Below are 12,265 nucleotides of genomic sequence, written 5' to 3'. Positions count from 1 at the left end.
CGCAATCCATTAAAGCGCTATCCCTTCTTTAACTTCCAAGATAAGTCTAGCGATCTTCAAGTCGTGCTCTCTTGCTTTAGATAGCCCCATATTTTCGGTTGTAATTACAGTTAAATAGTCTGCTATTGGTTCTGGCGTATCATTCTCTAATGCTAATTTAAAAACATGTGGTAGATATGATTGGTATTCATCCCTAGCCCAATCACCATCAGATATGCCAATAGGGTCCCATTTGTAGAAAAGGATTTCATCAATCCTTGTGTAGAGCTCCATCTGTTCTGGTGGCAACTTCTGTCCCATTTTTTACCCAACACCAAAATCACCGGCCCGCGTTAGCGGGTCAGGTGGATTTTATGGTTATGGTCAACCGTAAGCTGGATCACGCGGCGGTTTAGATGGTGGATTGTAATCAGGATTGTCATAAACCATGCGACATTCTTTAATAGCGCATTGCCAGTAGGAGTCTTTATTTATCAGTTTAAAAAGTCTCTTATGTCCGTCCTTGCATGATGGGCAATAAGGAATTTCAGTTTTTATATCAATGTATATTTGCAAACGCTTATCGAATTTTAAACGAGGTTTGAAATAAAAAAATGCAGCCCATGAATATGCCGTTATGGCAGTTAATACCGCTATTGAGCGCACTATCACTTTGGGGTCTACTGTGGGTACATATTCTATTAGATGATTTTCAACCAGGAGTAGCCCGGATAGCAGCATTGTTCCTAGCGCCACCAGCGATAATTCTAGCGCTCTGGCTCGTATCTGTTCAATGGCCTGTTTTATCATGTGTTCCGTAACTTTTGTAACCATAACGCTCGCGCTTAGCGGCGCGCGCCTTTGGCGCCTCCGCTAGAGCGCTTTGTTCGGCGTTTTGCATTTATTTGCTTTTTGCCGGAAAGCTTTTGACATCCATCTTCTACCAATTGAATAAAATCTCGGGCATCAGAGAAGTAGTTCTTAAACGCAAACCGGACCTCCTCTGAGGTGTCTGCTTTTACCAACACTATGTCCGTGCCAGGATGTTCTTTCTCTAGTTCAAAAAGTGACGCCAAAGCTTCGGTAGCGCTACGGTATGTCCGAACCTCGAGTTCACCTGATCCATGGAAAATAAGGATAGAATTGCGATTTTCGCTGACTTCAGTACTTGCTGAATTTAGGCCACGAAGCGTGTTCAAAAGGTTTAACTCCGCATCAAGGGCGAGAAACTCTTGAACCACTTCGATGCTAGTTCTTTCAGGATAAGGGCCTTTTTCGTCTTCATATGCCCTAGCCAAGATTTCCGATGCTAGTGCCATTGCATGATTGTACCGGTCATCGCCTTTTTCAAATTTTGGCTGATTCTCTGTAATAAACCCGATTACTTCTACGGCAGTAGCCCAAGCATGTTGAACTTCAGTTCGATACTGAACCTCAACAAGAAGACCTTTCAGGTGTTTTCCCGATTCGGAGTTAACGTCATACGAATAAACATCATGTATCCCAGCAATTCCCATATATGGACTCCTCTCCAATTGCAAGCCAAGATTGTTCAAAAATGATGTTTCCAACAGAGATCGAGATTGCCGCCATATATTCGGCCTCTTGATGAAGGTATTTATCGACCTTCGGGCCCTGATGAAGCTATCCGCGCGCTTTTATCTCTATCAATTTGCCGATTTCAAGAAATCTTTGGGAATAACGGATTTTAAAAGCGCCGGTCTGACCTGTTGAATGTCATCACTTTGAGAGTCTTGCCTCCGCAATTTGGTTGAACTCGTTTACTACAGTGTTGTTAGGGTTATCCACGCTTTGTCCACATGCGTAGAGCCCTTCAATCGTGCTCGGAGCTTGTGGGCAAAGGGTGGATAACCCGGTTTTCATCGGCTTAGGCCATTTGTGGCACGTAATCGCCGCCACGCGTTGCCAGCGCCCAAATGATCCGGGCGTTCTTGTTGGCCAAAGCCACGGCCGCTTTGTTGAAGCCTCGCCGTTCAATCAAGCCTTTGAGCCACAGGCTCAAGGGGTCACTCTTGTCACCGCAGTATTTCAGCACCGCTCTTGCCCCGTGAATCAAGGATGTGCGCAATTGGCGGTTGCCGCGTTTACTGATGCCCAGTAATACCTGCTTATCGCCGCTGCTGTGCTGCCTTGGCACCACCCCCAAGCTGGCCGCGTAATCTCGGCTCGAATCATAACCCTTGCCATCGCCGACGTCAGCCGTGGCCAAAATGGCGGTCAAAGGACCGATACCCGGCATGTCAAGCAATCGTCGGGCTAAGGCATTGTTTTGGCATACTGCCGTAATTTCCCGGTCCAGAGCCCGGATCGCTTCGTCCAAGGCTTTCAGCGCTTGATACTGCTCGGCAAACAGCTTCCGGCTCAGCGTGCTGAGGTCATTTTCCCCGTCCTCCAGAATACTGGGCAGTTGTTTTCTGAACTGATTCACGCTACGCGGCAGCACGATGCCTCGTTCAGCCAGATAACCGCGCATTTGATTGACCAAGGCCGTGCGTTCGTCCACCTTACCTCGCCGGACACCTTGCAGCATGGCTAAGTCTTGCTGCTCAATGCCTTTGATCGCCACGCTGCGTTTGTTCGGCTGGCAGGCCGCCGTGTAAATCGCCTCGGCGTCGTTGTAATCGTTTTTATTGCCAACCACGAATGCCTTCACGAAGCGAGTATTCAACAGCACTACTTCGTGGCCCAGGGCCTGAAATGCCCGGGCCCAATGATGAGCGCCGCCGCAGGCTTCCATCGCGATCACGCTCACCGGCATCTGAGCCACAAAGGCCAACAGTTCCGACCGTTTCAATTTCTTTTTCTTTGCTTTGCCGTCTTGCATCATGAACATATGAAACACTAGTTTTGCAATATCTAAACCCACTACGTTAAGATTCATCTCGAACTCCTCTTTGTTCTGTTTAAGTTGTTAGTAGGTGTATTGTGACACCGTTAGAGGGTGGAGAGGAGTCCATATCATCACTTTGGCGTTCAAAAAGGGCATGGGGTGTGTTTGGCGAGGATGTCGGCAGCAAGGATGCGGCCGTCAAGCCCCCATGGATGGGTTTACCCAGCACCTAAATTCCATGGCTACTGGACTATATTTTACATTCCAGCATAACTTAGGTGCTGGGTGAACGGCGCTCCTCGACAGACACACCCCATGCCCTAAACCCCGCAAAAATACTCAAACTGGTAATTGCTGATGTCTTCGGCTTTTTACCAACGGTTTCATCGCCGTAAAAACTGCGTTACAGTGGTGGCGTCAACTTAGCCACCCTCTTTACATGAAGCGTGGCTACAACGATATTTCTGCAAATTTGCCGCCAGTCGATAGCGTTTGGCATATCCCTTGCTTTGCAAGTCACTAAGCAAAGATTGCAGATTTCTTAGCTTAAACGCACCAAAAATTAGCATGTTGCGCATAGACCGCACCAAGCCATAGGCGTTATGTAGCTAAAGCAGCATGCTCAACAGGGGGGGACGATCATGCAGGACTATTGGCGGGAAACGATGAAGTTAGCGCAAGCTATGCGTCATCAGTTGCATGCCGAGCCCGAGCTGACCTGGCAGGAAACAGCGACCGCCGGACGAATCCGTGAAGCCTTGACGACACTGGATATTCCTTGGCGGCCATGCGCCGATACCGGCACCGTGGCTAGGCTGAACCAGTCCGGCGCCAGAGCGCCTCATATCGCCCTGCGCGGCGATATCGACGCGTTGCCGATTAACGAACAGACCGATAAGGACTGGGCCTCGCGCCATCCTGGCTGCATGCATGCCTGCGGCCATGACGGCCATACCGCTACATTGTTGGCCGCCGCCCGCTGGCTTAAACATTGCGAACAGCAACTGCCGGGGCCGGTCACGTTATTGTTTCAACCGGCCGAGGAAGGCGGTCACGGCGCCCGCCGGATGATCGAGGAAGGCGCGCTGGAAGGCGTCGACGAAATCTACGGTTGGCATAACTGGCCGGCGTTGCCTTTCGGCAAACTGGTCTGCCCGGACGACTTGGTCATGTGCGGCAACGGCACCTTCATCATCACGCTGACCGGCATCGGCGGACACGCCAGCCAGCCGGAACTTTGTCGAGACCCGGTATTGGCCGCCAGCGCCGTCGTCATCGCCTTGCAACAGATCGTCAGTCGCCGACTCGCGCCGCAGCAAACCGCCGTCGTCAGCGTGACCTCTATCGAGGCGCCCAGCCAGCCCACGGTGATTCCGCAACAGGCGGTACTCGAAGGCAGCATACGTGTGCCTGACCGGGCGACCCGCGACCGGGTCAATCAACTGATCAACGAAATCAGCCGACAAACCGCGCAAAGCTATGGTGTGGACTGCGACGTCAAGATCCTGCCCCGCTATGACGCCACCATCAATCATCCAGAGCAGGCTGCACGCGTGCGAAATCTGTGGCAACAGGAATTCGGGACAGACGCCTTGGACCGGCTGATTGCCCTACCGATCATGGCTTCGGAAGATTTTCATTATTATTTGCAGCAAATCCCCGGCGCCTTTGCCTTGATCGGCGGTGACGACGGCCAGGGCCACGATGCTCCCTGCCACAGTCCTTATTACGATTTCAACGACCGTTTAATTCCCTACGTCACTCGATTATTCGCGCGCCTGGTCGGCGCGCCCGTCCCCGCAAAAACCCAAGGAGATCAGCATGAACATATTCGATGAGCGAGAATCCGACATCCGCGCCTATTGTCGCGTCTATCCTGTGGTGTTCGATAAAGCCAGCAATGCCCGACAAACCGATGAAGACGGCAAGGAATATATCGATTTCTTCGCCGGCGCCGGCGTGCTGAATTTTGGCCACAACAATGAACGAATGAAACAGGCGATGATCGATTATATTCAGAATAACGGCGTCACTCACAGCCTGGACATGCACACCACCGCTAAACGCCGCTTCATGGAACGTTTCGTCAACATCATCCTGGAACCGCGCGGCATGCCCCATAAACTGCAGTTTATGGGGCCCACCGGAACCAATGCCGTCGAAGCGGCGCTGAAACTGGCTCGCCGCGCCACCGGCCGGCGCGAGATCGTCGCGTTCAGCCACGGTTTTCACGGCATGACGTTGGGCGCACTCAGCTGCACCGCCAATCAGCATTTTCGCGCCGCGGCCGGCGTGCCGCTGGAGCACGTGCGCCACTTTCCGTTCGGCTGTGAAAAAATATGCCAGGATTGCCATCTGGGCTGCGGCATGGCCAGTATCGATCAGTTGCGCGCCTATTATCTGGACAGTTCCAGCGGCATTACGCCGCCGGCGGCGTTCTTGGTCGAAACGATACAGGCCGAAGGCGGCGTCAAGGTGGCCGGCAAGGCCTGGCTGCAGTCCTTGGAAAAACTGGCCCAGGATATCGGCTCGCTGCTGATCGTCGACGACATTCAGGTCGGCTGCGGCCGTACCGGTTCTTTCTTCAGCTTCGATGATCTCGACATCGACCCGGACATTATCTGTTTGGCCAAGGGCATCGGCGGCATGGGCACGCCGATGGCGATGAATTTGGTCAAACCGGAAATAGACCGACACTGGGCGCCGGGCGAGCATACCGGCACGTTCCGCGGTCAAGACCTGTCCTTCGTCGCCGGCTCGGAGGCGCTAAGTTATTTCGAGGACGACAGCCTGATGAAGGACGTTCGGGCGAAAAGCCAAATCATGGCCGAGGCGCTGACAGCGTTGGAAAAACGTCATGCCGACCTCGAAGTTAGCGGCAAAGGGATGATCCTAGGACTCGATATCGGCGACGGCAACCGGGCCAAAGCCATCGTCGACGCCTGTTTCCAATCCGGTTTATTGATCGCCAGCTGCGGCACCGGCGGTCGGGTCGTCAAACTGATTCCGCCATTGACGATTCCCGAAGACGATCTGAAAGACGGCTTGAATATTCTAATCACTGCCACCGACCAGGTGATGGAGGCCTCATGAGACAACGCGACGACATGACCTTCCCGTTCGAGGAATATCAACGACGCCTGGACGAGCTGCGCCGTCGTATCGAGCAACGACATCTCGATGCGGTGGTGATCAGCGATCCGGAAAACATCATGTATTTGACCGATTATCAGACCACCGGCTATTCCTTTTTCCAGGCGCTGGTGATCCCGTTGACCGACGAACCCTTCATGATCACTCGCGCGATGGAAGAATCCAATATCATCGCCCGCACCTGGGTCGAGCGCACCCGGCCTTATCCCGACACCGGCGATGCGATACAAATGCTGGTCGATGCGCTGAAGGAATTCGGCCTGGCCAATAAACGCATCGGTTACGAGCGCAACAGTTATTTCTTTCCCGCTTACCAACAGGATAAAATACACACCACACTGACCGGCGCCAAGCTAATGGACTGTTTTGGCATCGTCGAGCAAGGCCGCATCCGCAAATCGCCGTTGGAAATCGAACTGATGCGCAAGGCTGCCGCCGCGACCGAGGCCGGCATGCTGGCCGGGATCGACGCCTGCGAGGCCGGCGTCAGCGAAAACGACATCGGCGCCGCGATCAGCGCCGGCATGTTCCGCGCCGGCGGCGAGCCGCCGGCGGTGATGCCCTATGTCACCTCCGGCCCGCGCTCGATGATCGGTCACGCCACCTGGGAGGGCCGTACCGTCGAAGCCGGCGAACATGTATTTTTGGAAGTCGGCGGCTGCTACCGCCGCTATCACACCGCGATGATGCGCACCGTGGTCTTAGGCGAATTGTCCGATTCGATGTACAAGGCCCAGGAACTGATGAAACAGGCGCTGAACTGCGTTCATGACTATGTGCAAGCTGGCATGACCGTGTCCGACGTGGATAATCTAGTGCGCAACATCATTACCCATAACGATATCGGGGCTCAACTGATTACCCGCTCCGGTTATTCCATCGGCATTGCCTTCCCACCCAGCTGGGACGAGGGATATATCGTCAGCCTGAAGCAAGGTGATTCGACGGTATTGGAACAAGGCATGACCTTTCATATCATTCCTTGGATGTGGGGCGTTGACGGCGATAAAACCTGCGGCATTTCCGACACGATATATATCACCGAGGAAGGCTGTGAATCTTTTTTCTCGCTGGAGCAGCGTGATTTTGTCGTAAAACCGGCGCGTAGCAATAAAAAACTGTTGCAAATCAATAAGGCCAAGCAACAGCAAACCGATAAAAAACAAGCGGTCAAAAAAGCCGTCCCCCATCCAGAACACTGAGGAGATCATCATGCTGATAGCAACCAATCCCTATAGTGGCGAAAAAATCGCCGAATATCCGGCTCTGAATGACGAACAAATGCGAGAACGCATCGCGTTGGCGCACCAGGCTTTTCCCGATTGGCAAGCCAGCAGTTACCCGGAAAGGGCGGAGGTATTGCGGGCGGTGGCCGGCCAATTACGCGAATACAAAAGTGAATTAGCCAAACTGATGGCCGAGGAAATGGGCAAGCCGGTCAAGGAAGGCGGACCCGAGGTGGAAAAAGCCGCCTGGTGCGCCGAACACTATGCCGATCATGCGGCAAGCTATCTGGCCAACGACGTACTGCCTTCCGATGCCTCGCTCAGCTATGTTTGTTATCAACCGTTAGGGACGTTACTGGGCATCCTGCCCTGGAACGCCCCGTTATGGTTGGCGTTTCGCTATCTGGCGCCGGCGTTGATGGCGGGCAATACCTGCGTGATGAAACATGACTCCCATGTGCCCGCCTGTGCTCTGGTAATAGCCGATGTCTTTGTCGAGGCCGGCGCGCCGGACAACATCATGGTCAATCTGCCGCTGACGACGCCGGCGGTGGAAAAGGCGATACGCGACCCGAGAATTGCCGCCGTGTCCTTCACCGGCTCCAGCACCGCCGGCAGAAAAGTAGCGGCTGCGGCCGCTTCGGAATTGAAACCCTCGGTGCTGGAACTGGGCGGCTCCGATCCCTGCATCGTGATGGCCGATGCCGATTTGGAACAGGCCGCCGATATCGTCACCCTGTCGCGTATCATCAATGCCGGCCAGTCCTGCATCGCGGCCAAGCGGGTGATCGTCGAAGACAGCGTCTATGATGATTTTATCCGGCGCCTGAAACCCCGTCTGGAAGCGCTCAAATCGGGCGATCCGCGCTCTCCCGACACCGATATCGGACCGCTTGCCCGCGACGACTTAAGGCAAAATCTTCATCGTCAGGTCAGCGAAACAATCGCGGCGGGCGCGACCTGTTTACTAGGCGGTGAAATCCCGGCCGGCGACGGTTATTTCTACCCGGTGACGCTATTGACCGATGTGACACCCGACATGTGTGCGTTTCGCGAGGAAACTTTCGGCCCGGTCATGGTCGTCACGCCGGCGGCGAATCTTGATGTGGCGTTGCAATTGGCCAACGATACCGACTACGGCCTCGGCGCCAGCATCTGGACAAGCGATGCCGAAGTCGCCGAGCAGGCGGCCGCCCGTTTGAATGCCGGCCAGGTCGCCGTCAACGGCATCGTCAAAACCGACCCCCGCCTGCCCAGCGGCGGCATCAAGGGTTCCGGTTTCGGTCGCGAACTAGGGCCGCACGGCATTAAGGAGTTTGTTAACGCTAAACAGATCTGGATCAAATAACGTTAGTCAAACAGGGGGCGGAAACTATAGCCCCCAAGCCATAGTCGGATTTTGTCGTTGCTTATTCGTTTGCTGACATAGTTTTTGGCTTCCGCCTGAATATCAACGCCGTAATGACGGGCGATATCGCGCCAATGCAGCGCTTCGCTGTCGGCAAGATTGAAGCGCTCTCCGCGCGCATCGCGTTGATCGTTCAACAGTCGTTCGGTAATCGCGACGATATCGTCGACGTGAACCAGGTTGACGCGTTTATCCGGCGTCTTGATCAAGCCCTTTTTCAGCCAGTCCAGCGGCTGACGATTCGGCCCATAAATGCCTGCTAAAACCAGTATCGCGGCGCCTTGTTGGCGCAACCATTCTTCGCCGGCGACCCGCTCGCGAGCCAAATCCAGCGGCTGACTCTCGTCGATCCATTGATCCCCCTGGGGCGCCAAATAACAGGAGGTGCTGGCGTAGACAAACAGTCTTTCCACATCCGCTAATTTGGTCCGATAAAAGTCCTGAACCTGTTCCAGCGGCGCCGCCGGAAATGTCCAGATCACGTTTTCGCTGCGCGGAAGATTATTCCAACTGCTGCGGTTGGCGAGATCGAAATAAAGCGAGTGTTGCGCCGAGCTTTTTTCTTCGCTGCGATGAGTCGTCGGCGCATCTATCCGATCAGCCAGCCTTTGACCGACATAGCCGCCGCCGAGAACCAGGTTTTTAATAGTCATGTATTTTTAGCGTGTTGAATTAAGTTTTTTCGCTGATGCGCCGTTTTCCGGTCAACGGCAGACGATAATAGGCGAATATACGGTAGACGCATTCCATCAGCGGCAATAGTCCCGGAAACGTTTCGACCAGGACAGCCAGCCGGCGATAATATGGCAAACGCTTCCACAGAACCAGGAATGCGCGCGCCCCGGTTTGCAATTGCCTGTTTTCGTCGATGACATGGAGACGGTCCATCGCCTGTTTATAACCGATTCCGGCGCTGTCGAGAGCAGCCGGGTCGCAGACTATATCGACCCATTCAATCGCGCCGTCTCGATCGAGTCTTTTCATCGCCTTAACCTCGGCTTTGCATATAGGGCAATCGCCATCATGGAAACATCTGACTTTCGTTGAGAATTCTGGCTTCATCATTATTAGTCCCGAAAAATCGCCAAGCCTTAATTTATCTATACCACGATGGCCAAAAAATGAAAATTTATCCCACCAAGCAACGTTATCAATCGATAGAAACTAGCTTTACAGATAATAGCTGAGTAAAATACTCGGTTATTATCATCCGACTTGAAACTGAATCTGTTCAATCAGGGCCAAACATTGATAGATTATTATCGCTAGACATGGGAATTTTCAATAGCGAAAAACTGTTCCGCCCAACTGTATAAGGAAAATATTTATGCGTGATACCTTCCCCGAGCAATCTCAAACGCCATTAGACGAGGAACGTTATCGGTTGTTCCGACAGTTTTCATCCCTGCTGACGTCGGAACAAAAGGCCTGGGTAGCCGGCTATCTGACCGCGCAATTGTCATCCGCTCTAGGCGCCGCGCCCCACAAGGCAACAGCCGATGAAATCACCATCCTGGTCGGTTCGCAGACCGGCAACTGCGAAGAGCTGGCCGAACAAGTCCATGACTTGGCCGCCGAACGCGGGCTACGGACCGTGATCAAGGACATGGGCGATTATAAGGCGCCGCAACTGAAGACCGAGAAATATCTGCTGGTGATCGTCAGCACCTATGGCGAAGGCGATCCGCCCGACAATGCTCGCGACTTATACGATTTTTTGTTCAGTAAACGGGCGCCGTCATTAAAACACACCCAATTCGCCGTGCTGGCGTTGGGCGATTCCAGTTATGAATTCTTCTGCAAGACCGGCGTCGATTTCGATCAACGTTTGGAAGAACTCGGCGCGACGCGTCTGCATGCCCGTATCGATTGCGATGTCGATTACGCGACGGCGGCGGAAGGCTGGATGGCTTCGGTGCTGAACGAATTGAGCCAGCGCACGCTGAGCGCCACTGAGGAAACGGGCCTGGCGCCGGCCATGGCTAAGACCACCGCCCTATCCCAATATTCGCGCAAGAACCCTTTTCCGGCGGTGTTGTTGGATGACATCGTATTGAACGGACGCGGCTCGAGCAAGGAAACCCATCACTATGAATTGTCACTGGAGGGTTCCGGTTTAAGCTATGAACCCGGCGATGCCTTAGGCATCTATCCTCGCAATGCGCCGGAAATGGTCGACGAACTGCTCGAAACCCTGCATTTCAATGGAGATGACGCAGTCAGCAGCGACGGCAAAGACCGCCCATTGTACGACGCTCTGCTTTATGACTATGAAATCACGACCTTGACCCGGCCGATGCTGCATAAATACGCCGCACTACACGACAACCCCAAACTGGAACGACTGCTAGACGAGAAACATAAGCAAGATCTAGCCGGCTATTTATATGGCCGCGAAATCATCGATTTGATCACCGATTTTCCCTGTGCCGATTTGAATCCGCAAGACTTCATCGATAGCCTACGCAAATTGCCGCCGCGTCTCTATTCGATCGCCTCCAGCCTGAAACAGCATCCCGATGAAGTGCATCTGACCGTCGCGTCGGTCCGTTATCAAAGTCACGGCCGCCGTCGTCAGGGGGTCTGCTCGACCTTCCTCGCCGACCGCATCGGCTCGGAAACCACGATACCGGTCTATGTCGATCACAACAAAAACTTCAAGCTGCCGAGCGACCCCAGCGCGCCGATCATCATGATCGGTCCGGGCACCGGTATCGCACCGTTCCGCGCCTTCGTCGAGGAACGCGAAGCGGTCGGCGCCACCGGCAAGAACTGGCTGTTCTTCGGCGATCAGCATTTCATGACCGACTTCCTCTATCAAAGCGAATGGTTGCGTTATCTGAAAAGCGGCCTGCTGACCCGGATGAACGTCGCCTTTTCCCGCGACCAGACCGAGAAAGTCTATGTGCAACAGCGCATGCTGGAACACGGCCGCGATTTGTACGGCTGGCTACAGGAAGGCGCCTATCTTTATGTCTGCGGCGACGAAAGACACATGGCGCGGGACGTACACGAGACCCTGCTAGATCTGGTCGAACGTGAAGGCGGCATGAACCGCGATACGGCGGAACAATATGTCAAAACCTTACAGAAAGAAAAACGCTATCAGCGTGACATTTATTAACGAGGATACAAACATGACCGACGTGTCTGAGGAAGAATTGAATAAACGTGTCGAAGTGGAACGCATCAAGGATGCCAGCAATTATCTGCGCGGCAGCCTGGTGGAAAGCCTGAATAATCCATTGACCGGCGCACTGACCGATAGCGATACCCAACTATCCAAGTTTCACGGAATTTACCAGCAGGACGACCGCGACCTGCGCGACGAACGGCGCAAGCAAAAACTGGAACCGCATTATCAATTCATGGTTCGGGTCAGGATCGCCGGCGGCATTTGCACGCCGGCGCAGTGGCTGGAGATGGACCGCATTGCCACTACCTGGTGCAACGGCAGCATACGCTTGACCACGCGCCAGGCGCTGCAGTTCCATGGCATCCTGAAACGCGATCTGAAACGCAGCATCGCCGAAATCAACGCCTCGTTGCTCGACACCATCGCGCGCCTGCGGCGACGTCAACCGCAATGTCATGTGCAGCCCGGCGCCGGAACAATCCTGACTGCACGAGGAAGCCTATGAATATGCC

The 12,265-nt window shown here is 53.9% G+C and carries 12 protein-coding genes; 6 read left to right on the top strand and 6 right to left on the bottom strand.

Annotation, left to right across the window (positions count from 1 at the left end; genetic code table 11):
* Positions 1-9 precede the first annotated feature (9 nt).
* From Q9L42_RS07610 to Q9L42_RS07595, 4 genes are all read right to left on the bottom strand, one after another.
* A complete protein-coding gene (locus Q9L42_RS07610; RefSeq protein WP_305909043.1) occupies positions 10-300 on the bottom strand; it encodes a hypothetical protein in 291 nt (96 codons plus the stop codon).
* Positions 301-363: 63 nt separating this feature from the next.
* Positions 364-789 (bottom strand): hypothetical protein, encoded by a 426-nt coding sequence (locus Q9L42_RS07605; RefSeq protein WP_349432509.1) that lies wholly within the window; start codon positions 787-789, stop codon positions 364-366.
* 35 nt (positions 790-824) lie between these two features.
* Entirely contained in the window at positions 825-1,496 is a 672-nt protein-coding gene (locus Q9L42_RS07600) for a hypothetical protein (RefSeq protein WP_349432507.1), read from the bottom strand.
* Positions 1,497-1,867: 371 nt separating this feature from the next.
* Positions 1,868-2,881: an IS110 family transposase gene (locus tag Q9L42_RS07595; RefSeq protein ID WP_305909046.1), complete on the bottom strand. Its 1,014-nt coding sequence runs from the start codon at positions 2,879-2,881 to the stop codon at positions 1,868-1,870.
* 590 nt (positions 2,882-3,471) lie between these two features.
* Between Q9L42_RS07595 and doeB2 the strand changes: the two genes are divergently transcribed.
* The 4 genes from doeB2 to Q9L42_RS07575 are packed head-to-tail and all read left to right on the top strand — an operon-like array spanning position 3,472 to position 8,557.
* Positions 3,472-4,668 (top strand): N(2)-acetyl-L-2,4-diaminobutanoate deacetylase DoeB2, encoded by a 1,197-nt coding sequence (doeB2, locus tag Q9L42_RS07590; protein WP_305909021.1) that lies wholly within the window; start codon positions 3,472-3,474, stop codon positions 4,666-4,668.
* Complete coding sequence (locus tag Q9L42_RS07585) at positions 4,652-5,923, top strand: aspartate aminotransferase family protein (protein ID WP_305909047.1); 1,272 nt, start codon at positions 4,652-4,654, stop codon at positions 5,921-5,923. The genes doeB2 and Q9L42_RS07585 overlap by 17 nt, the downstream gene beginning before the upstream one ends.
* Positions 5,920-7,185, top strand: coding sequence for an ectoine hydrolase (gene doeA / locus Q9L42_RS07580; RefSeq protein WP_349432504.1), 1,266 nt, complete (start codon positions 5,920-5,922; stop codon positions 7,183-7,185). The genes Q9L42_RS07585 and doeA overlap by 4 nt, the downstream gene beginning before the upstream one ends.
* Positions 7,186-7,195: 10 nt before the next feature.
* Complete coding sequence (locus Q9L42_RS07575; RefSeq protein ID WP_305909024.1) at positions 7,196-8,557, top strand: NAD-dependent succinate-semialdehyde dehydrogenase; 1,362 nt, start codon at positions 7,196-7,198, stop codon at positions 8,555-8,557.
* A 2-nt stretch (positions 8,558-8,559) separates the two neighbouring features.
* Here the strand turns inward: Q9L42_RS07575 and Q9L42_RS07570 are convergent, their stop codons facing one another.
* Both Q9L42_RS07570 and Q9L42_RS07565 read right to left on the bottom strand, forming a co-directional pair.
* Positions 8,560-9,270, bottom strand: a complete 711-nt coding sequence (locus Q9L42_RS07570; protein WP_349432502.1) for a hypothetical protein — start codon at positions 9,268-9,270, stop codon at positions 8,560-8,562.
* A 19-nt stretch (positions 9,271-9,289) separates the two neighbouring features.
* Positions 9,290-9,679 carry a thiol-disulfide oxidoreductase DCC family protein gene (locus tag Q9L42_RS07565; RefSeq protein WP_305910262.1) on the bottom strand — a complete coding sequence of 130 codons (390 nt, stop codon included), beginning with the start codon at positions 9,677-9,679 and terminating at the stop codon, positions 9,290-9,292.
* A gap of 265 nt (positions 9,680-9,944) precedes the next feature.
* Here Q9L42_RS07565 and Q9L42_RS07560 point away from each other — a divergent pair, with 265 nt between their 5' ends.
* Positions 9,945-11,741: an assimilatory sulfite reductase (NADPH) flavoprotein subunit gene (locus tag Q9L42_RS07560; protein ID WP_305909048.1), complete on the top strand. Its 1,797-nt coding sequence runs from the start codon at positions 9,945-9,947 to the stop codon at positions 11,739-11,741.
* Positions 11,742-11,754: 13 nt separating this feature from the next.
* Positions 11,755-12,258 (top strand): hypothetical protein, encoded by a 504-nt coding sequence (locus Q9L42_RS21445; RefSeq protein ID WP_432648885.1) that lies wholly within the window; start codon positions 11,755-11,757, stop codon positions 12,256-12,258.
* The last annotated feature ends 7 nt before the right edge of the window (positions 12,259-12,265 follow it).

This window comes from Methylomarinum sp. Ch1-1 (assembly GCF_030717995.2).
Taxonomy (GTDB): domain Bacteria; phylum Pseudomonadota; class Gammaproteobacteria; order Methylococcales; family Methylomonadaceae; genus Methylomarinum; species Methylomarinum roseum.
The sequence above is the reverse complement of the archived record's forward strand: the minus strand, read 5'-3'. Positions and strand labels throughout refer to the sequence as shown.